We start from the raw sequence: 25,703 nt of genomic DNA on the forward strand, positions 1-25,703 counted from the left end.
TTGTCGCTCTTGATTGCCCTGCTTCAAATCCGGCCGAAGCCGGTCGCCGCTTAGGGCTCGGATTGTTCACGGTCGACGATTTGATGCGGTAGTCGCCTATGAGCGGTCAAAACGAACGCAGCTGGTTCGCCGATCGACCAAACGGCGAGCGCACTGTGCTTTGCTCAGACCGCCACCGAGTGCCTCGCCGTTCCCCCTTTGAAATATGTATCGAACTTGGCCGCGATGGTTCGAATGAAGGGGCGACTTTCAGTCCGTACGAGGAAACTGTCACCATCGAATTCAAGCGCTCGGGCAGGATCGTGGAGTGCGATGGACCTCGAGCGATGAAGGAGCTGCTCGCCGGCTTTGCCGAACCGCTCCACCAGGTCGACTGCCGAGAAGGCAAAATCACACATCAGCCGCTCGATGATCCAGCCACGGACGCGATCGTCGTCGGAAAGGGCAACGCCGCGGACGGCAGCCAACCCGCCATCCGCAACCATGCGCCCGTACCCGGCAGTCGAAGCCATGTTCTGCACGTAGCCTTGGCGAAAACGACCGATGGACGAAGGGCCAAGTCCGATCAGTGTCGGGCAGCGATCCTCAGTGTAGCCCTGAAAATTGCGATGCAAAACCCCTGCGCGGGCCGCTATGGCCAGCGCATCGTCGGGCTTCGCGAAATGATCGAGTCCTATTGCCTCATATCCCTTGGCGACAATTGCCCGCGCCGCGAGTTGAGATTGGGCGAAACGCTCAGTGGGACTCGGCAGCCATGCCTCGTCGATCATCGTCTGATGCTTCTTGAACCAGGGCACATGTGCGTAGCCGAACAGGGCCATCCGGTCTGGCTCCAAGGTCAGTGCCTGCGCCACCGTGGAACAGATCGTCTCGCGTGTCTGATTCGGGAGCCCGTAGAGCAGGTCCAGATTGACCGATTCGACGCCCCGCGAACGAACCCCGTCGACGACTGCCTTGGTCTGCAAAAAACTCTGCTCACGATTAATTGCTTTTTGCACTTGCGGATCGAAATCCTGCACGCCGAGGCTCGCCCGCGTTACGCCGATTTGAGCAAGTGCATCAAGGCGCGCCTTGTCCATGTCGTTGGTTTCGATTTCGATGCTGACCGTAGCATCCGGGAGAAGGTCGAAGCTGTCCCGCAAGGCCGCTCCAAGAGCAACCATATCATCGGGCCTCAGAATAGTTGGCGAACCGCCACCGAAGTGGATTGCACGGACATGTGCCTTGCCGCTCACCAGACCGGCAATCGTGACGATTTCGGCATTCAGCGAGCGCAGATAAGCGGCCACCGGCTCATATTGGTGCGTCTGCTTGGTGTGGCAGGCGCAGAACCAGCAGAGCTTGTCGCAGTAAGGAATGTGCAGGTACAGCGAGATTTCGTCGCCGCTTTCCAGCGTCTCCAACCAGCCACGGTAAATGGCAGCATCGATCCCCGAATGGAAATGCGGCGCCGTCGGATAGCTGGTGTAGCGTGGGACGTTCTCGCTGAGTTTGACAGCTATTTCCGATTGCATCTCGCGTTCACCGTGTTGCCCGCCGGAACACTGCACGCATCGCTGAAGCAGACCCTGATCTCGATCAGCCGCGCTCATGGACAAACCGCCGCAGGATTTCTCTACCCTGGATGGGTATCCTGCCGGCAGTTAGGATCGGGTAAGGCGAACGCATGACCTTTCGGCAAGACATTCATAGTTCCGGCATTCCTGTTCTTTGCTTCCCTTGCGAGGCACGGCGTCGCGGTGTCTGCGGTGCGCTCGATCCAGACAATTTGGTTGGGCTCGCCAAGACTTGCTCGCGTCGCCGGATCGAGTCAGGAATGGAGTTGACCGGCGAGGCACAGAACGTCGACAGCTACTCCAACGTGCTTTCAGGCGTGGTAAAGCTATCAAAGAGCCTGTCGGATGGGCGCCAGCAGATCGTCGGTCTCCAGTTTGCACCGGATTTTCTGGGACGTCCTTTCAAGGAGGAAAGCTCGATCAATGCGGAAGCGGCAACAGCAGTCACGCTGTGTTCGTTTCCGCGAGCGGCCGTCGAACGGATGATGAAGGCGTCACGGGAATTCGAGCATCGCCTGCTCAAACAGACGCTGAATGAACTCGATGAGGCGCGCGAGTGGATGGTGACGCTGGGGCGCAAGACAGCTCCGGAAAAGGTGGCGACTTTTCTCCTCATGATGGCCCGGAATATCGATTCCAGTCTCGATGCGGCTTCCGGGTCGGCCTCCTTCGATCTGCCGCTGACGCGTGCCGAAATGTCTGATTTCCTTGGAATCACCAGCGAGACCGTGAGCCGCCAACTGACGCGATTGCGGGCTGACGGGGTGATTCGGATTGAGAACGCACGCCATGTGACGGTGGACAGCATAAGCCGTCTGGAGAAGCGCTGTGGCGGCGGACGCGAGCGGCCCTAAGCGGCGAGGCCATGTCGCATGACTCCGGGGCGGGCCGTGTTTGCCTTTTAATGCGATGTCGCCGCGCCTTCGACGAAGCGGCGTCACGGTTGTCGAGACAAACAGCTTTCGGGCTTTGATAGGAACGTGACCAATCGCCAGGTGTGTTTCGGCACATACCGGCGAAGCATGGTCCTTAATCTGCCACGGCTCGGCGGAACGATCGCGTTCGTTTCCAATGGGATCCGAACAACGTTTGGCAGGGCATCGGCAATAGCATCCAACGCGCGCAGAGCCTCAGCTTTCGCCTCAGCGATCGCGTCTGCGCCCGCCCAACCCAGGGAACGCCTTCCATGAGGGAGTGAGCCCGCGCTGCGTTCCTCGTTCATTCGCCACCTGCTGATTGCGCCGCACAAAATCGTGCGGCCTGACATAGATCAGGGCGAGGGGGCGGCGGCTGCGCGATTAGTGCGCTGCGGATTTGGCATCCACCAGATTCGAGATCGGGATCTGCAATGAAATTCGGCACAGAGATCGTCCTTCTAAGCGTGTTCGCTTTTGCGGCCCTGGTGGCCGCCGGCTTCGGCGTGGATGAACCTTTCCGCCGACACATGTGGGTGTTGTTCTTCGCAGTGGCTGGTTTCACTGCGATCCTGTTGCGCAACACGGAGTTCAGGCCAGCAGCTCCGATTGACCCATCCGCTTACATGGATGGTCCGATCCGCTACGGCGCGATCGCCACCGTGTTCTGGGGTGTCGTCGGCATGCTGGTCGGCGTGGTGATCGCGCTGCAGCTCGCCTACCCCGATCTCAACATCCAGCCCTGGTTCAATTTCGGTCGTTTGCGGCCGTTGCACACATCCGGTGTCGTTTTCGCCTTCGGCGGCAACGCGCTGCTTTGCACGTCTCTGTATGTCGTGCAGCGCACCTGCCGCGCGCGCCTCTTCGGCCGTGATCTCGCCTGGTTCGTCTTCTGGGGCTACCAGCTGTTCATCGTCATGGCCGCGACCGGCTACCTGCTCGGCATCACCGAGGGCCGCGAGTACGCCGAACCCGAATGGTATGTGGATGTCTGGCTGACCATCGTCTGGGTCGCCTACCTCATTCTGTTCCTTGGCACGATCCTGAAGCGCAAGGAACCGCATATCTACGTGGCCAACTGGTTCTACCTGTCGTTCATCGTGACCATCGCGATGCTGCATGTGGTCAACAACCTGTCCATACCAGTCTCGTTCCCGGGCTCCAAGAGCTACTCCGCCTTTTCAGGGGTCCAGGACGCCTTGACGCAATGGTGGTACGGCCACAACGCGGTCGGCTTCTTTCTCACCGCCGGCTTCCTCGGCATGATGTATTATTTCGTGCCCAAGCAGGCGAACCGGCCAGTCTATTCGTACCGGCTGTCGATCGTCCATTTCTGGGCTATCATCTTTCTCTACATCTGGGCCGGGCCGCATCACCTGCACTACACCGCCTTGCCCGATTGGGCGCAGACGCTCGGCATGGTGTTCTCGATCATGCTGTGGATGCCGTCCTGGGGCGGCATGATCAACGGCCTGATGACGCTGTCCGGCGCCTGGGACAAGCTGCGCACCGATCCGATCATCCGCATGATGGTGATGGCCGTCGCCTTCTATGGCATGTCGACCTTCGAAGGCCCCATCATGGCGATCCGGGCGGTCAATTCGCTGTCGCATTATACCGACTGGACCATCGGGCACGTCCATTCGGGTGCGCTCGGCTGGGTCGGCATGATCTCGTTCGGCGCGATCTACTACATGGTCCCGAAGCTCTGGAACCGTCAACGGCTCTACTCGCTGAGGCTCGTCACCTGGCACTTCTGGCTGGCGACACTCGGGATCGTCGTCTACGCCGCGGTGATGTGGGTGTCCGGCATCATGCAGGGCCTGATGTGGCGCGAATATGGCGAGCAGGGCTTCCTGGTCTACTCCTTCGCCGAAACCGTCGCCGCCATGCACCCCTACTATGTCCTGCGCGCCATCGGCGGCGCCATGTACCTCTCCGGCGCCCTGATCATGGCCTGGAACATCACCAGGACCATCCTCGGCCACCAGCGCGAGGAGGAGCCGATGCCGAGCCCCGTCGCCATCCGACCTGCGCGATCAGGAGCCAGGTAATGGGCTTGATGGACAAACACGCAATCATCGAGAAGAACGCCACGCTTCTTCTCGTTGGCTCGCTGCTCGTGGTGACGGTCGGCGGCATCGTCGAGATCGCGCCTCTCTTCTATCTCGACAACACGATCGAGAAGGTGGAAGGCATGCGCCCCTATTCGCCGCTCGAACTTGTCGGGCGCAACATCTATATGCGCGAGGGCTGCTACCTCTGTCATAGCCAGATGATCAGGCCGTTCCGCGACGAAGTTGAGCGCTATGGCCACTACAGCCTGGCTGCCGAGTCCATGTACGATCACCCCTTCCAGTGGGGATCGAAGCGCACCGGGCCGGATCTCGCCAGAGTTGGCGACCGCTACTCGAATGCATGGCATGTCGCGCATCTTACCGACCCGCGCTCGGTGGTGCCGGAATCGATCATGCCGAGCTATGGGTTCCTGAAAGACACGCCGATCGACGTGAAGGATTTCTCGACGCATCTGGTCGCCAACAGGCTTGTAGCCGTCCCTTACACCGATGACATGATCGCCCACGCCAATGCGGATCTGGCGGCGCAGGCCGATCCCAATGCCGACACATCAGGCCTTGAGGCGCGTTACCCAAAAGCCAAGATCGGCGACTTCGACGGCAACCCGCAACAGGTCACCGAAATGGATGCCCTGCTCGCCTACCTGCAGATGCTTGGCACACTGGTCGACTTCAAAAATTACGACGAAGCCGCCGGCTACCGCTGAGGAGAACGCTGATGACCTACAATTTGATGCGGGCGTTTGCCGACAGCTGGGGCCTGGTTGCGATGGCGCTGTTCTTCGTGGGGTGCATCGCCTTTGCCCTACGCCCCGGCAGCCGAAGGCTGGCCGACGAAGCGGCCCGCATTCCGCTCGAGGACGAGTGATCATGAGCGACGAGCATATCGATGAAATCTCTGGCGTCTCGACCACCGGCCACGAATGGGATGGTATCCGGGAGCTGAACAACCCGCTTCCCAGATGGTGGGTTATCACTTTTTACGTCACCATTGTCTGGGCGATAGGCTACACCATTGCCTATCCAGCATGGCCTCTGTTGCACTCGGCGACAACGGGTGTGCTCGGCTATTCCAGCCGCAACGAGGTCAGGAACGAGCTGACCGCGGCTGAGGCCGCCAAGGGCAAATATATCTCGGCGGTGGAGTCCAAGAGCGTCTCGGAAATCGCCGCGGACGACGGCCTGCGCGAATTCGCAATCGCCGCCGGTGGCGCCGCTTTCAAGGTCAATTGCGTACAATGTCATGGCTCCGGCGCCCAGGGTTCCAAGGGCTTTCCCAATCTCAACGACGACGACTGGCTGTGGGGCGGCAAGGCCGAGCAGATCCAGCAGACGATTACGCACGGCATCCGCTTCGCATCCGATCCGGACACGCGCCTGTCGGAAATGCCGGCCTTCGGCGACATCATTACCGCCGACCAGATCGCACAAGTCAGCGCCTACGTGGCCAGCCTTTCCGGCAAGGTCCGCGATGCAAGTCTGATCCAACCCGGCGCCAAGGTCTTTGCCGAGAATTGCGTGGCCTGTCACGGCGACAATGCAAAAGGCAACAGGGAATTCGGCGCCCCCGACCTGACCGATGCGATCTGGCTCTATGGATCCGGTGAGACAGCCATCGCCGCACAGGTCCGTGCGCCAAAACAGGGCGTCATGCCGGCCTGGGTTGGCCGTCTCGGCGAGATCAAGGTCAAGGAACTTGCAGTTTATGTCCATTCGCTTGGCGGCGGAGAATAGGAATGGAAGGTCCTATTCTTCGGTCCCCCCTGCCAAGCGGACGAGGCCCGGCGTGAGCCGGGCCTCGACACCATCCCTAATGCGATCTGCACAACCCGGCAAGGCTATCCTACGGCGAGGCTTTACGACAGGTGCCCCTGACATTGGCTGGGAAAGTGGAGTTGCACATGCGTGACAAGACGCAGTTGACAGGGCTCGAAACAGAAACTGTCAATTCCGCCAAAACCCGCAAGCCGCTTTATGCCGCGCGTCAAAAGATCTTTCCGAAGCGCGCCTCGGGCAACTTTCGTCGCTTCAAATGGCTGGTGATGACGATCACACTTGGCATCTATTACCTGGCTGCGTGGCTGCCTTGGGCTCGCGGTCCATTTGCCCCGGACCAGGCAGTCCTGCTCGATCTCGCGAACCGGCGCTTCTACTTCTTCTTCATCGAGATATGGCCCCAGGAATTCTTCTATGTGGCCGGCCTCCTGGTCATGGCGGGCGTCGGTCTTTTCCTGATCACCTCGACTGTCGGCCGTGCCTGGTGCGGCTATGCATGCCCTCAGACGGTGTGGGTCGATCTGTTCCTCGTCGTCGAACGTGCGATAGAGGGCGACCGTAACGCTCGCATGAAACTCGATGCAGGCCCCTGGACCGCCCGCAAGCTGATGCTGCGCTTATCGAAGCACGCCGTCTGGCTGGTCATCGGTGCGGCGACCGGCGGCGCCTGGATTTTCTATTTTGCCGATGCGCCGACGCTGGTTGGCGAACTCTTCACCGGCACCGCGCCACCCGTCGCCTACATCACTGTCGCCGTGCTGACGGCTACCACCTACACGTTCGGCGGTCTGATGCGCGAGCAGGTCTGCACCTACATGTGCCCATGGCCGCGCATCCAGGCAGCGATGCTCGACGAAAGTTCTCTCACCGTCACCTACAATGACTGGCGCGGCGAACCGCGTTCTCGCCACGCCAAGAAGGTCCTTGCCGCAGGGCTGCCGGTCGGTGACTGCGTCGACTGCAATGCCTGCGTCGCGGTCTGCCCGATGGGGATCGACATCCGCGATGGCCAGCAGATGGAATGCATCACCTGCGCGCTGTGCATAGACGCCTGCGACGGGGTCATGGACAAGCTCGGCAAGGAGCGCGGGCTGATCTCCTATGCGACACTGTCCGACTACAACGCCAACATGATGCTGGCGACCGCGGGCGGCTCCAGTTCAGTCAACCCGTCGCAGGTCAGGACCGCTGATGGCCTGTTCTCCGACAAGGTGGCGCATTTCCATATCCGCAAGATCTTTCGGCCACGCACCTACGTCTACATGGGTATCTGGTCGCTGATCGGCCTGGGTCTGCTCTATTCGCTGCTGACGCGCGATCGGCTCGAAGTCAACGTGCTGCATGATCGCAATCCGCAATTTGTCACGCTGTCCGACGGCTCGATCCGCAACGGCTACACCGTCAAGCTGCTCAACATGATCCCCGAGCCAAGGACGATCGTTGTCGCGATTCAAGGCTTGCAGGGCGCCGAGATGAGCGTGGTCGGCGACGACATCCCGGAAGGCCGTTCTTTTGCCATTCCGGTCGAACCCGACCGCCTGAAAATGCTGAAGGTCTTCGTGCGCCAGCCGGCGGATCAAATCCAGGGCACAGCGCAGACCTTCAAGTTCCGTGTCGAGGACAAGGCGAGCTTCGAGGCGGACGAATACACCGCCACCTTCAACGCGCCGGAGACTGCCAGATGACCGCTAACGCTGAAAAACCCCGCGTATTCACCGGCAGGCACATGCTGGCCATCATCCTAGCCTTTTTCGGGGTGGTCATCGCGGTCAATCTGACGATGGCAACGCTCGCCAACACGAGCTGGACCGGCCTTGTCGTCGAAAACACCTATGTGGCGAGCCAGCAGTTCAACAAGAAGGCCGAGGAGGGGCGGGCGCAGGCAGCGCTCGGCTGGACCGGCAAGCTGACCATCGCATGGGGCGAGGTCCGCTATAGCCTTACCGACGCCGTCGGCAAGCCGATTGCCTTGCATGGCGTCAAGGTGCTGTTTCGCCATCCCGCCTACGAGAAAGAGGACAAGGCGGTCAACCTCGCCCTCGCCTCCGGCCAGGAATTCGCAGCCCAGCACATGCCGAAGGATGGCGTCTGGATCGTCGAAGTCGACGCTGACGCCGGTCTGGCCGAGCCCTACCGCGAAGTCCGCAGGATCATGATTTCCCATGGAGCGCTGAAATGAGTTGTTGTGCACCGGGCGCCGAAATGGCGCTTGATCTGGGCAGCACCACGTCGGTCCTGCCGTCTAGTCAAGAGATCAGGCTGGCGAGCCGATCGCTTGGAGATGATCTCCGCCAAACCGATCTTTCGGTGCCGAGCGTTCATTGCGCAGCTTGTATCCAGACGATCGAGACGGCGTTGGGAACGCTCGATCGCGTCGAGAGCGCCCGCGTCAACCTGTCGACGAAACGGGTCTCGGTCCGCTGGCGTGGCGACGAGGTTCCACCGTTCGTCGCCGCGCTTGGACGGCTCGGCTACCAGGCGCATCTCTTCGCCCCCGAGATTGATGAAAAGGACAGGACGCTTTCGGAGTTGATCCGCGCCGTCGCGGTTGCCGGGTTCGCGGCGGGCAATATCATGCTGCTTTCGGTCTCTGTCTGGTCCGGGGCCGAAGGGGCTACCCGCGACCTGTTTCACTGGGTCTCCGCATTGATCGCCATCCCAGCGCTCGCCTTCGCCGGCGGCATCTTCTTCCGCTCGGCCTGGAATGCACTGCGCCACGGCCGCATGAACATGGACGTGCCGATCGCGGTCGGAGTGTCGCTCGCTTACGCCATGAGCCTCTATGAGACGATCAACCATGGCGACCACGCCTATTTCGACGCGTCGGTTTCGCTGCTTTTTTTCCTTTTGATCGGCAGGACGCTGGATCACGTGATGCGCGAACGTGCCCGCACCGCGGTGAAAGGCCTGTCGCAGCTGGCCGCACGCGGCGCCATGGTGCTGCGCGGCGATGGCGCGCGCGACTATCTGCCGGTTGGCGAGATCGAACCGGGGATGCAGCTGCTGATCGCGGCCGGTGAAAGGATCCCCGTCGACGGCAAGATCATCCACGGAGCGTCTGATCTCGACTGCTCGCTGGCCTCAGGCGAAAGCGCGCCGAAAAACGTGGCGCCGGGCGAAGCCGTGCAGGCCGGCGTGCTCAATCTTACCGGCCCGCTGACGATCGAGGCGACCGCCGCCGCGAAGGATTCGTTCCTCGCCGAAATGGTTCGGCTGATGGAAGCCGCAGAGGGCGGTCGCGCGCACTATCGCCGCATCGCTGATCGCGTGTCGGCACTCTACGCGCCCGTGGTTCATCTCACCGCCTTCGTGACATTCCTGGGTTGGATGGCGGCGACGGGCGACTGGCACCGGGCGATGACGATCGCCATTGCCGTTCTGATCATCACCTGCCCGTGCGCGCTCGGCCTCGCCGTACCGATCGTTCAGGTGGTCGCCGCGCGGCGTCTGTTCGAGAACGGCATCATGGTCAAGGACGGTTCGGCCATGGAGCGCCTGGCGACGATTGATAACGCAGTGTTCGACAAGACCGGAACGCTCACGCTCGGACAACCCCGGCTCCTCAATGCATCGTCGATCGATCCGGCCATGCTGGCAATCGCGGCAGACATGGCCGCGCACTCGCGTCACCCGTTTTCAAAGGCCATAACCGGCTTTGCCGCTCCTGGCGGGCAACACAAATTCGATGCCGTCACAGAGCATCCGGGGTTCGGGATCGAAGCCACTGTCGCCGGAAGCATCTGGCGGCTGGGTCGACGCGGATGGGCTGGATGGAAGGCCCGGACCGGTGGTGAAGGCAACCATGGCTATGGCGGAACGGTGCTGACAAAAGACGGGTTCATTGTCGCGACCTTCGATTTCGAGGATGCGCTGCGCGCCGACGCGGCGGCGGCGATCAAGCGATTGAACGATACTGGGGTGTCGATGCAAATGCTGTCGGGCGATACCGCAGGTGCCTGCGGTGAAGTTGCAAGAATGCTGGGTGTCGAGGACTTCGTTCCGTGCCTGCTGCCGTCGGGCAAGGTCGAGCGCATCGAGACCCTGGCGAAAGACGGACACAAGGTTCTGATGGTTGGCGACGGCCTCAACGACACGCCGGCGCTGAGCGCGGCGCATGTCTCGATCGCTCCGGCCACCGCCGCCGACATTGGCCGCAATGCCGCCGACTTCGTATTCCTGCGCGAAAGCCTTCTGGCAGTGCCTCTCGCGCTGGACGTCTCGCGCAAGGCGGGACACCTGATCCGCCAGAACATCGCGATTGCGATCGTCTACAATGCCGTCGCCGTGCCGATCGCCATCCTGGGCCACGCCACGCCTTTGTTAGCGGCGATTGCCATGTCTGCCTCATCGGTGCTTGTTATTGGAAACGCATTGCGCTTGCACGGCTTCGGGGCGAATGCGACGCTGCAAGTTATTCAAAAAGTCGGACGCTCCGCAGTCAGCTATTCGGCATAATCCTCGTGACGACGTTGCTCTATCTCATACCAGTGGCCCTTTTTCTGGGTGCACTGGGTGTGTCCGGCTTCGTCTGGGCATTGCGAAGCGGTCAATACGAAGATCTCGACGGAGCCGCCGAGCGGATACTAATTGATCGGGACGACAAACCGGAACGCTGATTTCAATCCGCTGTGCATAAGATGCGCGGATCGCGCTCGTCAGTCGAGCCGGCTCGGTCGGGAACAAGCTGTCCATGCTCCATGCTCCATGCTCCATGCTCCATGCTCCATGACCATCTTGACCTAAGCTGCACACTACATTTGTGAAAAGCCTCTGTCGTGCGAAGGACTGCCTCCCATTGCACCCAGTATGAGGCGTGTGATGCCACGAGAGTACCTCGCGTGGCCGGACGAGAGCTTGGCAATGTGCGCACGGGTTCCAAAGTGGAACGTCACGGTCGATCACCTGACCGTGAACCGCCAGTGCCGATTGGTCATGTCTGGCTGATCCAGATCAGGGTCATACTCATCGGCGTGGTCTATTGACCAGTCTTCGACGGAGAAATGCATGACTTACGGAAAGATTGGTCGTCATTATCAGCACCTTCACGGTTCTGGGTTTTCTGTCGTGTGGTCGGCCATGCCTTGTGCTTACGGCGCAGCCATTAGCTGACCGGCGTCGTGTGTATCTCGCTTGCTGGCTGACCATCCGCGTGGCTTGCGCGGACAGGGGGCCGATCAACAGCTTTCGCCTTTGATGGGTTGTGTGCGTCGTTGCCGATCCATCCCGATTCCCGGCCCGCGCCTTGAGGCTATGCGACGGTACCGGAACCCAGCGCACGTCACGCGGTTCCGCGCGCGTGGTGTCCGCTCGTCACGACGATGAACGAACAAGCGGCTGGAGTACCATGAACACCGTACACATCATCGACTGCCACAATGCAAATGACTACTTCGCCGACAGGCAAGAGGGACCGATCGTGCAGCACTTGTTAAAGGCTGTCAACATCCGCGCGGAGCTCCAAATGGCGTTGAACCGAACGAAATTTGGTGAGGCTGTAGTACGAGCGATGGAGGCGGAGTGCGACGTGCTTCACATCGCCGGGCACGGCAATGGTGACGGGATCGCTTCGTCCAGTGGGCGAAGTGGCCTTCTTTGGGCTGACTTCGTAAAAATGTTCCAGGGCTCGCATCCAGCGCCGAAGATCCTCGTGATGTCAACGTGCTGCGGAGCATCATCGGGGTTGGGACGTGCGTTTTCGAAATCGATCAACCGTCCGAAGTTGATCATTGGTTCGAGTGACGCGCGCTATTTCGACGACTATGTCGCCGCGTGGGCTTTGCTCTATCGGCGACTGAATTGCAAGGACATCGACATCGAAGCCATGCAGCAGGTTCTTGATGAGATATGCGCGGTCGTGGATAAAAGTTTCCGCTACCTTGGCTGGGATGACGAGAGAGAGCGCTACGTTCGATACCCTCACCCTCGCAAGAGAGCCCGCTTCGACGTCGTGGAGCGTGAGTAGTATGCGCAAGGGTTCCAGGTGGAATGTGGCGATCGATGCGGCGCGGCCGTCGCTGACCAGCGTCGCGAGTGTCTCGCTTGCTGGCGGCGATCTGCGCGGCTGCGCGGCGAAAGGGCGGGATCGGTTAGCCGCATCCACCTCTGAGCGCTTTGAGTGCTTCGTTGCCGATCGATGCGAATCTCCCGGCCCAGCGCCTTTAGGCAATGCGGCGGGCACGGAGCTCATGTCACTCGGCTCAGTTCCACCGTTACACGAGGATAGGCGACCGGATGGCGGCACGCTGATGGGCTCTGACGATAATTTTGACATCGTTGTCGTTGGAGCCGGCCCGGTCGGCCTTTCGTTCGCTGCGTCGCTTGCCCAAAGCGAACTCAAGGTGGCAGTTGTTGAACAGAACACATTCGATAGTCTGGCGAATCCGGCTTTCGATGGTCGCGAAATCGCGCTGACCAACGCTTCGATCAGAACCCTTCGCGAGCTCGGCGCCTGGGATGTCATCCCGGCTTCGGACAAATCAGCACTTCAAGGCGCGCGCGTGCTCAACGGCTCGAGCGCATTCGCTCTTCGTTTCGATCCTCCCAGCAACTCTGGAGAACCGCTGGGGGTTTTGGTTCCAAATTGCCGGATCCGCGAGGCGCTGTTCAAAATCGTCCGCTTGCAGGATCGCGCCCGGCTGTTGTGCGGCCACTCGGTCGTCGATGCAACAAACAGCCAAGAAGGAGCAGTCGTAACGCTCTCTAATGGCGCGCGTTTAACTGCTCGGCTGGTTGTTGCCGCGGATTCGCGTTTGTCCGCCACGCGTGATCTGCTAGGCATCGGCGCCGATATCAACCGGCTTGGCCACTCGATGCTGATTTGCCGAGTGAGGCACGAGCGCGCCCACCACCAGATCGCCATCGAATGGTTCGATCACCATCAGACGATAGCGATATTGCCCCTCGCGGAGGGCATGTCGTCGCTGCTGCTCACATTGCGCTCAAACGAGGCCTATAGACTGCTTGCCTTCGATGATGATTTGTTCCTGTCGGAGTTGACGAAACGGTGTCGAGGGCGCCTTGGAAAAATGACCTTGGCAAGCAAGCGCCACACCTATCCGCTGGTCACGACCTGGGCGCACAAATTCCGGGCGCCGAGCGCCGCACTCATCGGCGACGCTGCCATCGGCATGCACCCGGTGACCGCTCACGGATTCAACATCGGTCTCAGCAGCCAGAAGCAACTCGCCCGTGGAATCATGACTGCGTGCCGCGACGGCCGCAATGTTGGCGACCCCGACATGCTGCATATATACGAAAGGCGGCTGCGCCTGTCGGCGGCGCCGCTCTACCATGCAACGAACATATTGGTTGGACTCTACTCCAGAGACCACCTGGCGGCACGGCTTGCAAGGCATCTGGGGCTTCGCTTTGCCCAACATGTTCCCCTTGTCCGGCATGGGATTTCGGCGGAGCTCCAGCGGTGATACTGCACCAGCAGTCGCATTTTTGCGCGTGCTGGGCGAGCGATGAGAGAGTGCATGATGCACCGGAGTAATCCTGCTCCCCGACGCTGATCTCCGATTGAAGAATTAACCCGTCCTTCAGGGGGGCTGCATAGGCTGCGGACAAGCAGGAGTAAGCAAGCTGACCCGTCCAGCCTTGGAAAAAGAAGATCCGCTGGAGGCGAGAATCCTTCAGGACCAGCTCGCTGATCTGAGGGCAGGCCTTTTCGTCTCAATGCCGATAAGCATTGTGCTGTCCGGGCTGATTTTGACCGTGCAGGCCCTTTCCGGGAACGGTCTTGCTGGCGCGGCCTGGTTTTCGGTCGTTAATGCGATAAATGCCGCCCGCCTTGCACTCGCCCGTCATCAGCTGAAGGAACCCGGAGTCCAGGATGATCTGACACGGGTTTGGCTGCGGCTTCGCTGGTTTGGCAGGCTTGCTCTTCTGGCGGGATTCACCTGGTCATTCCTTGCCGTCCTAACGGCTGGATACACGACGTCTCAAGCATCGCTGCATCTAATAATTCTGGCGGGCATTTCAGCTGGCGCGGTCACGTACGGCAGCTCATATGCTGCGGCAGCGATATGCTTCATCACACCGCCACTCCTCATTGCCGCCGCATGTTTGCTGACGAAGGGAGCCCCGGAAAACTACATTCTGGCTTTTGCCGTCCTGCTTTTCGAGGGCGGCCTGGTTCGATCCTCGTTCGTTGGACAAGCGCGCTTCCGTGACGCGAGCCGCCTGAGACATCAAGCCGAGCGGCTTGCCGCGGAAATGGAGCGCAATTCCAGGGAGGACCATCTTACCGCGCTCCTCAACAGGCGGGGCCTCGAACATGCAATCGATCAGTTTGAGAACACCGATGGACCCTTTGTGGCCATGCTGATTGATCTGGACGGGTTCAAATCTGTCAACGATACCTACGGTCACAGAACGGGTGACGAGCTGCTTGCCAGGATCGCCCGCCGAATAGAGGAAGAAGCACCGGAGGGCTCAACGCTCGCCCGCATCGGTGGGGATGAATTCGTGCTGGTTTTTTCTTCGCGAAAGAATTCTCCTTCTCCCACCAATCTCGCGTCCAATCTCATAGCCAAGCTTGCTCGCCCCTATCCTGGGATCGCATCAGTCCGCATTGGAGCGTCTATAGGAATCTACTTGGCTGAAAACCCCGGACTAACGGAAATGTTGTTGCGGGCCGACATCGCCCTTTACACAGCTAAGCGCCGCGGCAGGAATGAATTTTGTCTGTTCGATGCCGAGCTAGCCCGGGAGTTGCAACGCCGCCAGTCAATCGAACGCGATCTTCATTCGGCGATAACGATGAGAAGCTTGGTCGCTTGGTTTCAGCCAATCGTAAGACTCGAAACTGAAGCCGTCGTCAGTTTTGAAGCCTTGCTAAGATGGTCTCACCCGCTTCACGGTCCCATTTCTCCGCCCGAGATCATGACAGCGGCACGCGAAACTGGAATGCTTCAGCTGCTAACTCAAACGGTATTCGCCGACTGTTGCGCTCTTATCGAGGGCTTGGTCAAAGCTGACCGTCGTGATGTTCGTGTGGCGATGAATGTTTCACCGTGCGAGTTGGAAGCTGGCGATATTGACGAGATGATTCTTAATGGTCTGGCGGCAAAAGACCTCCCTGCAACGATGTTCGACATCGAGATTACCGAAGAAGCCCCAGTGGATCCGGACAGAGTGGATGAAAAGCTCGCCCGGCTTTCACATGCTGGCATTTCTATCGCGCTCGATGACTTCGGCACCGGTTTTTCGACGTTGGCATCGCTCAAGGACAGTCGGATCAGGAAGGTGAAAATAGATCAGGGCTTCGTTCGCGGCTTAGCCAAGTCCCGGGAGAATCGGCTGCTTGTCAAAGCGGTGATTGATCTTGGTAGGACGCTCGGGATCGAGGTCATGGCCGAGGGCGTTGAAACAGAGGCAGATCGGCAAACTCTGTACAAGCTTGGCTGCAGAACCGCGCAGGGCTTCCTGTTCTCTAAGGCAGTGCCTCTCCATTTGGCACTTGATTCGGTAGTAAAAGAGCACGCGAAGGAGTTGTGACCGGCCTCTCCGTCCGTGCTGCTCGCGGAACTTTCATGTGGGGTGGACCTGACGCGCGAAAGCCGTTTCGGACGGTAGAGTTATTACGGGGGCGAAACTGAGCACGTGGTTTGGATAGCAGCAATCCGGTCCACCGGCGCACATGCAGCGGCTTCATACAAGCGTTCAAGTTGCGAGATGAGCTTGAGTGAACGACGTCGGAGAATTGCGTCCTTTGGACGCTGGTTTCGCGGTTCCCGTAGGATTCGATTACGGGAAGCGTTCTTGGCTGCTTCTCGGCTCAGCGCTCATCGGGATGAACAACGTACCCGCGGTCAAGGTCTTCGCGACCTCAACCCAGTCACCATCCCGCAACAGCAGCGGTCGGGTCCTGATCAAGCGCTCAGCCTCAGCACAGGTGCTGGAGCAACGGTAGAGCGCGGAAAACGTGTATCGGAATGCGCTGGCTCACCATAGGAAGCTGCCACGGCATGTCGAATGTCCCCAGGGGGCGGACCGTTCCCTTGCATTTGTCTCGATGACGGGCTCTCAAAGCTAAAGCCAAGAGAGCTTTATAAAAATCGCACCCGATCGGCTGCGCAACGACGACCAGCTGAGGCCCGATCGGGTGCTAAGGTCGTGCCAAAAAAGGCGCGTCACTGTCGCATTTCTAGCCGGCTTGCGATCGGACGTCATCTCTTGGCGATCGCTGCCCCTTCTCTCAAATGCGCTTAGCGGCGCCGATGGCGAATAGCGCAAGCTTTTCCACCCGTTTCTACTCCACTACCGAGACTCGTCACCAACCTCCTTTTATTCGCTTCCATATGGCCCATCCTGTCTCCAATCGAGGAGGAGCGCGAACATGGGCCAAGCCGTAGAACGTCTCAGTCTCGGGAATTCTTCTGCTCGCCAAACTGCCGTTGTCGCCGGCACCATATTTGGCAGGGTGACAGTGCACGACAAGATATCAGGCGTTCTTGTCTGGGCTGAACTATGCTTGCAAGCCATAACCCAAAAATCGCCGATCCCTTTGAATTCGAGCCGGATGAATGGGTGTTTCAAAATTTTTGGCGGTTTTAGGCAGAACCCTCCGATGGCCCGCGTACCGGTCAAGCTTCGTGAGCACTTTAGGTTCGTCGATCAGGCATAGGTTTCTTTCCCATGCCACATGCTGGCCGTTTGCCTAGTTCGGAAGCCCTCGAGAGGCGTTGCTCGTCTTGGTATGGCGTCGCCCCTTTTTCCGATCCATCGGCCACGGAGCTAGAATGGTGTCTAGCTGTTGCCGCCTACTTGGTCATCCGGCATGGAGATGCCTATATACCGACCTTCGAAAGGCTGGAATACGAGGTCGAACAAATGCGGCGGAAGCTCGGAAATCGCGAGCGAGCGCAGCGCGTGCTGGCCACGCTCAACCTAAATGGCTCGGACAGCTGGAGCCGTGAGGTTGGTTCTCAAGGCCTGGATGGCGCCGCAATCACATTCGCCCGGGCGGGGTAAAAGCGATTTTTTGGAGCCACTCGCGCTTTTGCGCTAACGAAGGTCCCGCGCCGTATTTGGGCCGGATCCATTTGTGGCCCATCAGAGAAGCAATTACCTTCTCCGGCGCCTCAACTGCCGTCAGCCGGTCCTCGAAAGTGTGTCGCAGGCTATAAAGACTATGCTCGGAAGTCGGCAGAAGTTCCTTGCTGGCGAGCACCTTGTTGACGAGCGCTGAAAGTGACGCGGCCTTGTCGCGATAACGAGGAAAGCCGTCCGGATGGAGCTTGATGGCTGCAAGTGCGCCGCCAACCAAGGGAATGTCACGGGCTGAATGACCGGTCTTCAAGCGACGGCCATTGGGGCGCACCCGCACATGCGGGATTTCTCGATCGAGGTGGATTGTTTCGGTGGTGAGGTTTGCCGCTTCAGAAAGCCTGAGTCCGGTATCGGCAATCACATAGATTAGATGGCGGGCTTCGTCATTGAGTCCGTCGAGCGCGCCTTCAGCGAGTATCTTCTCCTGAATGAACTCCGCTGTGAACGCAGCGCGTTGCCCGGGGACGGCGCCGGAAAGACGCAGGTTTCGAAAAACCGGCTCCAGCTTGAGCTGGTGAGTCAGATCGACGACGCGCAGCATTTTCGAAACATGGCCGATGTCCTTGTTGGCCGTACCGATATCAAGTCCATCCTCAACGATCCGCTTTTGCCACCACTCGCGGAACGCGATTGCGTCGTCCCGAGTGAGGCTTGCGATCTCCTTGTCGCCAATGACTCCAACCAGATTGGCAACTGCGCGCTTTTTGGGGTTACGCCATTTCTTGATTTGGTTGGGCGACATGGTCAGCAAGTTCTGTTGCTCGATCGTCTCGAATTCCTTGATAAGACCGCTCAGGCGGACCGCTGGCCGCTTCTCCCCACCCATGACGGCCGAGACGTCCTGCGCGTCCTCGATCGATTTTTTGTCGAGGAGCAGCTTGATACGGGCCATGAGTTCGTCGAGCGGCCCCGCTGCTAGTTCCTCGTTAGTGCGATAGGCCAATCCAAATGACCGCGCGCGCTTCCTCGCGGCTTCGAAACGCAGCCCCGCCTCGGCGGATTGGCCTTCCCGCAGTCTACGCCAATACGCCTCCAGCCCCGCGCCGAGGCTTTGCACTGCATCTCGCGCCCGTACACCGCGGGGATCGTCAGCCACGGCGACGCCCGTGGAAATGCGTACTAGGCAGCGGCGATCAAACGCCGCGAATTCCTTCGGCACCCTGCGGACGAGATACCAGATGCCTTCACGTTTATGCGGCTTTGGCGCTGCGGAACGTCGCATTATCTTTCTCTAATGTTACACAGTTTGTTACACAGTCTAAGATATGTTTCGCTTCGTGCTGGTCAAGCGCAACAAGGAAGCTTTTGAAAGGAAAGGATTTTTATGGAAGCTAAATGGCGGAGAGGGAGGGATTCGAACCCCCGATACCCTTGCGAGTATGCCGCATTTCGAGTGCGGTGCATTCGACCACTCTGCCACCTCTCCGCGAGGTCATGGTCGGCCGTTGTCGGCGCGGCGCACTAGATAACGGCTGGCTGCCGCAGTTACAAGGCCTTATTCGACCGATTTCCCGCTTCTTGGAAAAGCGTCGGCGAGGCGACGACGATCTTCGCCGGCAATGCGGCTCGCGGCATTCTCCGAGAGCAGGGTCCGCTTGCCTTGACTCTTTCGCAACCTTCGGTTAGGGACAGCCCGCATTCGGCGTGGGGGCTTCTCCGCGCCGCTTGTTTTTTGAACCCGCAGACTGACAAAAAGACGGCCGAACCGCTTCAGGCGGCTCATCAAGGCCGACCGAACAGCGAAAGGCAAAAAATGTTCGCAGTCATCAAAACGGGCGGCAAGCAGTATCGCGTCGCCGCCAACGATCTCTTGAAGATCGAGAAAGTCGAAGCCAAGGTCGGCGAGATCGTCGAGATCGGCCAGGTGCTCGCGCATGGCGAGGGCGAGAACGTGACGTTCGGCGCGCCGTTCGTCGATGGCGCCATGGTCACGGCGGAAGTCGTCGAGCAGGGCAAGAACCGCACCGTCATCGCTTTCAAGAAGCGCCGCCGCCAGAATTCGCGCCGCCGGATCGGCCACCGGCAGCTTTTGACCACCGTCAGGATCTCCGAGATCCTCTTGGGCGGCGCCAAGCCGTCGAAGAAGGCCGCCGCCAAGGCCGAGGCCAAGGCGCCGGAGGCCAAGGCCGAGGTCGCCGCCGGGGCGAAGGCAGAAGCCGCGCCGAAGGAGGCCAAGGCCAAGAAGGAAGCCAAGGCAGAGGCTTCGAGCGAAGAGGCCAAGGCCGCTCCGCTGTTCAAGGCGCCGAAGGGCGAGCCGGACGACCTCACGGTCATCAAGGGCATCGGCCCGGTCGCGGCGAAGGACCTCGCCGAACAGGGCATCGTCACCTTCGCGCAGCTCGCCAAGCTCACCGACAAGGATGTCGCCAAGATCGACGAGCACATGCCGTTCAGCGCCGACCAGATCAAGGACTGGCGCGAGCAGGCCAAGGAACTGGCGAAGAAGTAAGACGAGCGAAGAAAGTTAAGACGGGCCGGCGACAATCATCGCCGGTACGCACTTGAAACGGAACGCGAACGCGTTCATAAGACCATTCAAGCGCCTCACGGCGCATCGGAGTTAGTTAGATGGCACACAAGAAAGCTGGCGGTTCGTCGCGCAACGGTCGCGACTCGCACTCCAAGCGGCTCGGCGTGAAGAAGTTCGGCGGCGAAGCAGTCGTTGCCGGCAACATCATCATTCGTCAGCGCGGCACGCAATGGCATCCGGGCACCAACGTTGGCATGGGCACGGACCACACCCTTTTCGCACTCGAGGCAGGCGCAGTCGCCTTCAACAAGAAAGCCAACGGCCGAACCTACGTGTCGGTAAACCCGATTACCAAAGCAGCGGAGTAGCCGGTTCCGCACCATAACACCGGCGCCCATCTCGGGAACCGGTGTCTGGCCAGGCCAGGAAAAGGATCAGGAGAGATGGGCTTCCATCTCTCCTTTTTCATTTTTCTTTGCCCTGGAGGACTAAAATGGTTGCCGAAGCGGAAGACACCGAAGACGAAAGTTACGCGATCGATTGCCCGGTGCTCGCCACCGAGCGCTTGGTCATGCGCGCCCCGCGCGAGAGCGATGTCGAGCAACTCGTTGCCTTGGCCGACAACCGACATGTCGCGGAAATGCTGGCCCGCATGCCGCATCCCTATGGCGAAGCCGAAGCCAGAGCCTTCCTCGCCATGGCGGCCTCCCGCCGCGCCGGCATCGTCTACGCGCTGACGCTTGCCGGCACCGGCACCTTCGTTGGCTGCGCGGGGCTCAACATCACCGATCGCGGGCTGGAGCTCGGCTACTGGATCGGCGAACCCTACTGGAAGCGCGGCTATGCGACGGAGGCTGCGCATGCGCTGGTCGACCTCGCCTTCCAGAAGACCTCGATCCAGGTGCTGCATGCCTCGACCAGGGTCATCAATCCGGCCTCCCGCCGCGTCATCCACAAGTGCGGCTTCCAGTATGCCGGCCAGGGCATGCTGAACTCGATCGTCGCCGGTCAGGTGCCGGTCGAGCGCTACCGGCTGGATCGCAAGACCTGGACCAGCCTGCGCAACTGGGTGCACTTTTGATGATTGCTTCAGAAGGTTGAGCAAGCGCCCCTCACCCGGACCTCTCCCGTGGGGAGAGGAGTTTGAAGCGCCGGCGTCTACATCTTCTCCTCCCGAGAGAAGGTGGCCGCGAAGCGGCCGATGAGGGGCCTCCGCGGTTGGGCTCAGCTCAGTTCGACCCAGACCGGCAGGTGATCCGATCCACGCGCCTGCCGGTCGACCCACAGGCGCTTCAGCGAGCCCGCGAGCGAGGCGCTGGTGAAGACATAGTCGATGCATTTGTGGCGGCCGGTATCGTCGGGCTGCTTGGGGTCGATCCAGGTGACGAGATCGGAAACGTCAAGGCGCTGGGCGACGTCGACGGCGAGGTCGGCGGTGAGCGGCATGCCGAATTCATGGTCCGGGCGTCCGGCGAGTTCGACATATTCGGGCGATCCGGGCAGCATGTTGAAATCGCCCATGACGACGAAGGCCTCCGGATAAGGCAGGTCCGGCAATCCGATCTCGGGAATGCCGGAAAGCCCGCCGCCTTCCAGCGCATAGTTGAGCAGGCGCTGGCGCAGGAAACGGATCTGGCCCTGACGCTCGACGGGACTGCGATGGTCGAGATGGGTGGAGTAGAAGCGGATGAAACCGAGCGGCGTCTCGATCAGCGCCTCGAGCGCGCCGCGCTGGAAGTTCATCCGCTCCAGGCTGCGGCTGCGCGGCAAGAGGAGATTGCGCGACAGATGAATGGGTGTCTTCGACAGCACCATGTTGCCGAGCTGGAAGGTCCGGGTGACGGCGCGGCCGGCATCCAGGCGCGAGCCGATATTGACCTCGAAATTGCTGCCATAGGCGACGAAATAGTCCGGCAGCGCCTCGCCGATCTCGGCCACCATGTCGCGGTCGCCGTTGCGCGGGTTGTTGCGGGTCACCTCCTGCAGGGCGATGACATCGGCGCCACGCACGGCGTCGGCGATGCGGCCGACATCGTATTGGTCGTCGAGGCCGATACCGTACTGGATGTTGTAGGTGACGAGCTGCATTCCGCTACTCCAACACTGACCCGGGGCGGCGAAAACCGGAAACGATCGCCGCGCGGAATTATTCCCAATCGGGCAGTGCTGGGATGTTCACCGCGTGCCCAAAAGCGTGTGCCAGCGCTTTCGTCGCAAAACAGCCTCGCCCTTGGCCCCGCCTTGGTTTAGAGCAATCGCGCAAAGCAATCAGCAGAAACCTCGAAAATCCGATGAAATTCCTCGACCAGGCCAAAGTTTACATCCGTTCCGGCGACGGCGGCGCCGGTTCGGTGTCGTTCCGGCGCGAGAAATTCATCGAGTTCGGCGGCCCGGACGGCGGCGACGGCGGCCGCGGCGGCGATGTCTGGGCGGAAGCGGTCGATGGGCTGAACACGCTGATCGACTACCGCTACCAGCAGCATTTCAAGGCCAAGACCGGCATGCACGGCATGGGCCGCAACATGACCGGCGCCAAGGGCGCCGACGTGACACTGAAGGTGCCGGCCGGCACCCAGGTCTTTGCCGAGGACAACGAGACGCTGATCTGCGACCTGACCGAGGTCGGCCAGCGCTTCCTGCTGGCCAAGGGTGGCAATGGCGGCTTCGGCAACCAGCATTTCAAGACCTCGACCAACCAGGCGCCGCGCCGCGCCAATCCGGGCCAGCCGGGCGAGGAATTGAGCATCTGGCTGCGGCTCAAGCTGATCGCGGATGCCGGCCTTGTCGGCCTGCCCAATGCCGGCAAGTCGACCTTCCTCGCAGCCGTCACCGCCGCCAAGCCGAAGATCGCCGACTACCCTTTCACGACGCTCTATCCCGGCCTTGGCGTCGCCCGCATTGACGGTCGCGAATTCGTGCTGGCCGATATTCCAGGCCTGATTGAGGGCGCGCATGAAGGCGTCGGCATCGGCGACCGTTTTCTCGGCCATGTCGAGCGCACGCGCGTGCTGCTCCACCTCGTCTCGGCGCTGGAGGAGAATCCCGGCAAGGCGTACAAGGTCGTGCGCGCCGAGCTCGAAGCCTATGGCCACGGGCTGGCCGAGAAGGCCGAGATCGTCGCGCTCAGCCAGGTCGACATCCTCGACGCGGACGCCCGCAAGAAGAAGGCGGCGTCGCTGAAGCGCGCTGCCGGCCGCGCGCCGATGCTGTTGTCGGCCGTCACCGGCGAAGGCGTCGAGGCCGTTCTGCGCGCCCTGATGGCGGTGGTGGCCGAGGCCCGCGACGCCATCCCCGCTCCTGTCGATACGCGCTGGCAGCAAAACCCATGAAATCGCTGAAAACATACCGGCGCATCACCGTGAAGATCGGCTCGGCGCTGCTTGTCGACCGCGCGAGCGGCTTGAAGCGCGACTGGCTGACCTCCTTGGCCGACGACATCGCTGCGCTCGCCGAAGCCGGCGCGGAGGTGCTCGTCGTCTCGTCGGGCGCCATCGCACTCGGTCGCACCATTCTCGACTTGGGAAAAAGGGCGCTGAAGCTCGAGGAGAGCCAGGCCGCAGCCGCCGTCGGTCAGATCGCGCTCGCCGGCGCCTGGTCGGACGCGCTCGGCAAGAACGGGCTGAAATCGGGGCAGATCCTTCTGACCCTCGGCGATACCGAGGAGCGCCGCCGCTACCTCAATGCGCGCGCGACGATCTCGACCTTGCTCAAGATGAAGGCGGTGCCGGTGATCAACGAGAACGACACGGTGGCGACCTCGGAAATCCGCTACGGTGACAACGACCGGCTGGCGGCCCGCGTGGCGACCATGATGGGCGCTGATCTTCTGGTGCTGCTCTCCGACATCGACGGGCTATACACGGCGCCGCCGGCCAAGGACCCGCAAGCCAAGTTCATCCCGGTGGTCGACCGCATCACCCCCGACATCGAGGCGATGGCAGGTGCCGCCGCTTCCGAACTGTCGCGCGGCGGCATGCGGACAAAGCTGGACGCCGGCAAGATCGCCAATGCCGCCGGCACGGCGATGATCATCACCTCCGGCACGCGGCTGTCGCCGCTGATGGCGATCGAGCGCGGCGAGCGCGCGACCTTCTTCCGTCCGAGCGCCAATCCGGTGAAGGGCTACAAGACCTGGATCGCCGGCCAGCTCGAGCCGGCCGGGCGGCTCACCGTCGATGCCGGCGCGGTCGGCGCGCTGAAATCGGGCAAGTCGCTGCTGCCGGCCGGCGTGAAGCTCGTCAGCGGCAATTTCTCGCGCGGCGACACGGTGGCGATCCTGTCGGCCGATGGCCGCGAGATCGCGCGCGGGCTGGTTGCCTATGATGCCGCCGATGCCGTAAGGATCGCGGGTTTGAAGACGGCCGAGATCGAAACCGTGCTCGGCTACGAGGCGCGCTCGGCGATGATCCATCGCGACGACCTTGTGGTAAGCGTCGCCGGCGACCAAGTATTGGCCAGCGATTAGAGCAATTCCAGGAAAAGTGTGACGCGGTTTTCCGTCCGGAATTGCGATAAAAGGAAGACCCAGCGGAGGATGAACCATGCTGAAGCTGCATGAAAAATCCGGGGAAGACACGGTGGCGCTGATGGCCGATATCGGCCGCCGCGCCCGCGCTGCTGCCCGACCGCTGGCGGTCGCCACCACCAAGGCCAAGAATGACGCCTTGGCCGCCATGGCCGACGCCATCCTGCGCAACGAGCAGGCGATCCTCGAGGCCAACGCCGTCGACATGTCTAACGGCGAGGAAGCCGGGCTTTCAGCGTCCTTCATGGATAGGCTGAAGCTGACGCCGTCGCGCATCAAGGCGATGGCCGACGGCATTCGTGAGATCGCCGCGCTCAAGGATCCGGCCGGCGACGTCATCGCCGAATGGGACCGGCCAAACGGGCTCCACATCGAGCGCGTGCGCACGCCGCTCGGCGTCGTCGGCGTCATCTATGAAAGCCGCCCGAACGTGACCGCCGATGCCGGCGCGCTTTGTCTCAAGGCCGGCAATCCGGTGATCCTGCGCGGCGGCTCGGATTCGATCAATTCGTCCTCGGCGATCCATGCCTGCATGGTCGAAGGGCTGAAAGCCGCCGGCCTGCCGCAGGATGCCATCCAGCTGGTGCCGACCACCGACCGCGCCGCCGTCGGCGAGATGCTCAAAGGTCTCGGCGGCAATCTCGACGTCATCATCCCGCGCGGAGGAAAAAGCCTGGTCGGGCGTGTGCAAAACGAGGCAAGGGTGCCGGTGTTCGCGCATCTCGAAGGCATCTGCCATCTCTATGTCGACCGCTCGGCGGAGCTCGGCATGGCGGTCAAGATCGCCGTCAATGCCAAGATGCGGCGCACCGGTGTATGCGGCGCGGCCGAGACGCTGCTGGTCGACCGCGCGGTGGCATCCACGCATCTGGTGCCCATCCTCGAAGCGCTGCGCGCCGCAGGCTGCGAGATCCATGCCGACGCCGAGGTGATGAAAGCTTTCTCGGATGCCAGTCCGGCGACCGATGCCGACTGGGTGACGGAGTATCTCGACGCCATCATCGCGGTGAAGCTGGTCGACGGCGTCGCCGGCGCGATCGAGCATATCGAGACCTTCTCCTCGCACCATACCGAGGCGATCGTCGCCGAGGATGCGCACGCAGTCGAAAAATTCTTCAACGAGATCGACTCGGCGATCCTCCTGCACAACGCCTCGACGCAGTTCGCCGATGGCGGCGAGTTCGGCATGGGCGCCGAGATCGGCATCGCCACCGGCAAGATGCATGCGCGCGGACCGGTCGGCGTAGAGCAACTGACTTCGTTCAAATACCGTGTGCGCGGGTCGGGACAGGTGAGGCCTTGACTGCGGGTCTTACCCTCTCCCTTGTG

At 61.0% G+C, this 25,703-nt stretch carries 21 protein-coding genes and 1 tRNA gene; 18 read left to right on the forward strand and 4 right to left on the reverse strand.

Going from position 1 to position 25,703, the window contains the following annotated elements:
• Positions 1-164: 164 nt before the first annotated feature.
• Positions 165-1,514, reverse strand: a complete 1,350-nt coding sequence (hemN, locus tag P9236_RS27315; RefSeq protein ID WP_063169226.1) for an oxygen-independent coproporphyrinogen III oxidase — start codon at positions 1,512-1,514, stop codon at positions 165-167.
• A gap of 152 nt (positions 1,515-1,666) precedes the next feature.
• On the opposite strand from hemN, the gene P9236_RS27320 reads away from it, so the two are divergent.
• The 12 genes from P9236_RS27320 (at position 1,667) to P9236_RS27375 (ending at position 15,825) form a co-directional block, all read left to right on the forward strand.
• Positions 1,667-2,410, forward strand: a complete 744-nt coding sequence (locus P9236_RS27320) for a Crp/Fnr family transcriptional regulator (RefSeq protein WP_024502861.1) — start codon at positions 1,667-1,669, stop codon at positions 2,408-2,410.
• Positions 2,411-2,904: 494 nt separating this feature from the next.
• A complete protein-coding gene (ccoN, locus tag P9236_RS27325) occupies positions 2,905-4,524 on the forward strand; it encodes a cytochrome-c oxidase, cbb3-type subunit I (protein ID WP_063169225.1) in 1,620 nt (539 codons plus the stop codon).
• The gene (ccoO, locus tag P9236_RS27330; RefSeq protein WP_063169224.1) at positions 4,524-5,255 is read left to right on the forward strand and encodes a cytochrome-c oxidase, cbb3-type subunit II; all 732 of its coding nucleotides are present in this window, start codon (positions 4,524-4,526) and stop codon (positions 5,253-5,255) included. The genes ccoN and ccoO overlap by 1 nt, the downstream gene beginning before the upstream one ends.
• A gap of 11 nt (positions 5,256-5,266) precedes the next feature.
• On the forward strand, positions 5,267-5,416 hold the full coding sequence (locus tag P9236_RS27335; protein ID WP_024502864.1) for a cbb3-type cytochrome c oxidase subunit 3: 150 nt from the start codon (positions 5,267-5,269) through the stop codon (positions 5,414-5,416).
• Positions 5,417-5,418: 2 nt separating this feature from the next.
• Positions 5,419-6,282: a cytochrome-c oxidase, cbb3-type subunit III gene (ccoP, locus tag P9236_RS27340; RefSeq protein ID WP_063169223.1), complete on the forward strand. Its 864-nt coding sequence runs from the start codon at positions 5,419-5,421 to the stop codon at positions 6,280-6,282.
• A gap of 167 nt (positions 6,283-6,449) precedes the next feature.
• The gene (ccoG, locus tag P9236_RS27345) at positions 6,450-8,009 is read left to right on the forward strand and encodes a cytochrome c oxidase accessory protein CcoG (protein ID WP_063169222.1); all 1,560 of its coding nucleotides are present in this window, start codon (positions 6,450-6,452) and stop codon (positions 8,007-8,009) included.
• Complete coding sequence (locus P9236_RS27350; protein WP_063169221.1) at positions 8,006-8,503, forward strand: FixH family protein; 498 nt, start codon at positions 8,006-8,008, stop codon at positions 8,501-8,503. The genes ccoG and P9236_RS27350 overlap by 4 nt, the downstream gene beginning before the upstream one ends.
• Positions 8,500-10,779, forward strand: coding sequence for a cation-translocating P-type ATPase (locus P9236_RS27355; protein ID WP_063169220.1), 2,280 nt, complete (start codon positions 8,500-8,502; stop codon positions 10,777-10,779). The genes P9236_RS27350 and P9236_RS27355 overlap by 4 nt, the downstream gene beginning before the upstream one ends.
• A 5-nt stretch (positions 10,780-10,784) precedes the next feature.
• Entirely contained in the window at positions 10,785-10,940 is a 156-nt protein-coding gene (gene ccoS / locus P9236_RS27360) for a cbb3-type cytochrome oxidase assembly protein CcoS (RefSeq protein WP_081714250.1), read from the forward strand.
• 728 nt (positions 10,941-11,668) lie between these two features.
• Positions 11,669-12,286 carry a hypothetical protein gene (locus P9236_RS27365; RefSeq protein WP_063169219.1) on the forward strand — a complete coding sequence of 206 codons (618 nt, stop codon included), beginning with the start codon at positions 11,669-11,671 and terminating at the stop codon, positions 12,284-12,286.
• A 280-nt stretch (positions 12,287-12,566) separates the two neighbouring features.
• Positions 12,567-13,748 carry a 5-demethoxyubiquinol-8 5-hydroxylase UbiM gene (gene ubiM, locus P9236_RS27370; RefSeq protein WP_024502870.1) on the forward strand — a complete coding sequence of 394 codons (1,182 nt, stop codon included), beginning with the start codon at positions 12,567-12,569 and terminating at the stop codon, positions 13,746-13,748.
• A 175-nt stretch (positions 13,749-13,923) separates the two neighbouring features.
• On the forward strand, positions 13,924-15,825 hold the full coding sequence (locus P9236_RS27375) for an EAL domain-containing protein (protein WP_082826564.1): 1,902 nt from the start codon (positions 13,924-13,926) through the stop codon (positions 15,823-15,825).
• A gap of 1,453 nt (positions 15,826-17,278) precedes the next feature.
• On the opposite strand, the gene P9236_RS27380 is transcribed toward P9236_RS27375, so the two are convergent.
• Positions 17,279-18,601, reverse strand: a complete 1,323-nt coding sequence (locus P9236_RS27380) for an integrase (RefSeq protein WP_063169217.1) — start codon at positions 18,599-18,601, stop codon at positions 17,279-17,281.
• A 114-nt stretch (positions 18,602-18,715) separates the two neighbouring features.
• Positions 18,716-18,805, reverse strand: a tRNA-Ser gene (locus tag P9236_RS27385).
• A 327-nt stretch (positions 18,806-19,132) separates the two neighbouring features.
• On the opposite strand from P9236_RS27385, the gene rplU reads away from it, so the two are divergent.
• From rplU to P9236_RS27400, 3 genes are all read left to right on the forward strand, one after another.
• On the forward strand, positions 19,133-19,828 hold the full coding sequence (rplU, locus tag P9236_RS27390) for a 50S ribosomal protein L21 (protein WP_278077742.1): 696 nt from the start codon (positions 19,133-19,135) through the stop codon (positions 19,826-19,828).
• A gap of 119 nt (positions 19,829-19,947) precedes the next feature.
• Entirely contained in the window at positions 19,948-20,217 is a 270-nt protein-coding gene (gene rpmA / locus P9236_RS27395; RefSeq protein ID WP_059189273.1) for a 50S ribosomal protein L27, read from the forward strand.
• Between the two features lie 125 nt (positions 20,218-20,342).
• Complete coding sequence (locus P9236_RS27400; protein ID WP_278077743.1) at positions 20,343-20,930, forward strand: GNAT family protein; 588 nt, start codon at positions 20,343-20,345, stop codon at positions 20,928-20,930.
• 143 nt (positions 20,931-21,073) lie between these two features.
• Here the strand turns inward: P9236_RS27400 and P9236_RS27405 are convergent, their stop codons facing one another.
• Positions 21,074-21,937 carry an endonuclease/exonuclease/phosphatase family protein gene (locus P9236_RS27405; RefSeq protein WP_278077744.1) on the reverse strand — a complete coding sequence of 288 codons (864 nt, stop codon included), beginning with the start codon at positions 21,935-21,937 and terminating at the stop codon, positions 21,074-21,076.
• Between the two features lie 203 nt (positions 21,938-22,140).
• Here P9236_RS27405 and obgE point away from each other — a divergent pair, with 203 nt between their 5' ends.
• The 3 genes from obgE to P9236_RS27420 all read left to right on the forward strand — a co-directional run bounded on the left by obgE (position 22,141) and on the right by P9236_RS27420 (position 25,677).
• Entirely contained in the window at positions 22,141-23,178 is a 1,038-nt protein-coding gene (gene obgE / locus P9236_RS27410; protein WP_278077745.1) for a GTPase ObgE, read from the forward strand.
• The gene (proB, locus tag P9236_RS27415) at positions 23,175-24,314 is read left to right on the forward strand and encodes a glutamate 5-kinase (RefSeq protein WP_278077746.1); all 1,140 of its coding nucleotides are present in this window, start codon (positions 23,175-23,177) and stop codon (positions 24,312-24,314) included. The genes obgE and proB overlap by 4 nt, the downstream gene beginning before the upstream one ends.
• Positions 24,315-24,390: 76 nt before the next feature.
• Positions 24,391-25,677, forward strand: a complete 1,287-nt coding sequence (locus P9236_RS27420; RefSeq protein WP_278077747.1) for a glutamate-5-semialdehyde dehydrogenase — start codon at positions 24,391-24,393, stop codon at positions 25,675-25,677.
• Positions 25,678-25,703 lie beyond the last annotated feature (26 nt).

It is taken from the genome of Mesorhizobium sp. WSM4884 (assembly GCF_029625675.1).
GTDB lineage: Bacteria > Pseudomonadota > Alphaproteobacteria > Rhizobiales > Rhizobiaceae > Mesorhizobium.

Coding starts and splice junctions, on each gene's coding strand:
- hemN (WP_063169226.1), bottom strand. CDS start 1,514: ATGCAATCGGAAATAGCTGTCAAACTCAGCGAGAACGTCCCACGCTAC.
- P9236_RS27320 (WP_024502861.1), top strand. CDS start 1,667: ATGACCTTTCGGCAAGACATTCATAGTTCCGGCATTCCTGTTCTTTGC.
- ccoN (WP_063169225.1), top strand. CDS start 2,905: ATGAAATTCGGCACAGAGATCGTCCTTCTAAGCGTGTTCGCTTTTGCG.
- ccoO (WP_063169224.1), top strand. CDS start 4,524: ATGGGCTTGATGGACAAACACGCAATCATCGAGAAGAACGCCACGCTT.
- P9236_RS27335 (WP_024502864.1), top strand. CDS start 5,267: ATGACCTACAATTTGATGCGGGCGTTTGCCGACAGCTGGGGCCTGGTT.
- ccoP (WP_063169223.1), top strand. CDS start 5,419: ATGAGCGACGAGCATATCGATGAAATCTCTGGCGTCTCGACCACCGGC.
- ccoG (WP_063169222.1), top strand. CDS start 6,450: ATGCGTGACAAGACGCAGTTGACAGGGCTCGAAACAGAAACTGTCAAT.
- P9236_RS27350 (WP_063169221.1), top strand. CDS start 8,006: ATGACCGCTAACGCTGAAAAACCCCGCGTATTCACCGGCAGGCACATG.
- P9236_RS27355 (WP_063169220.1), top strand. CDS start 8,500: ATGAGTTGTTGTGCACCGGGCGCCGAAATGGCGCTTGATCTGGGCAGC.
- P9236_RS27365 (WP_063169219.1), top strand. CDS start 11,669: ATGAACACCGTACACATCATCGACTGCCACAATGCAAATGACTACTTC.
- P9236_RS27380 (WP_063169217.1), bottom strand. CDS start 18,601: ATGCGACGTTCCGCAGCGCCAAAGCCGCATAAACGTGAAGGCATCTGG.
- rplU (WP_278077742.1), top strand. CDS start 19,133: ATGTTCGCAGTCATCAAAACGGGCGGCAAGCAGTATCGCGTCGCCGCC.
- rpmA (WP_059189273.1), top strand. CDS start 19,948: ATGGCACACAAGAAAGCTGGCGGTTCGTCGCGCAACGGTCGCGACTCG.
- P9236_RS27400 (WP_278077743.1), top strand. CDS start 20,343: ATGGTTGCCGAAGCGGAAGACACCGAAGACGAAAGTTACGCGATCGAT.
- P9236_RS27405 (WP_278077744.1), bottom strand. CDS start 21,937: ATGCAGCTCGTCACCTACAACATCCAGTACGGTATCGGCCTCGACGAC.
- obgE (WP_278077745.1), top strand. CDS start 22,141: ATGAAATTCCTCGACCAGGCCAAAGTTTACATCCGTTCCGGCGACGGC.
- proB (WP_278077746.1), top strand. CDS start 23,175: ATGAAATCGCTGAAAACATACCGGCGCATCACCGTGAAGATCGGCTCG.
- P9236_RS27420 (WP_278077747.1), top strand. CDS start 24,391: ATGCTGAAGCTGCATGAAAAATCCGGGGAAGACACGGTGGCGCTGATG.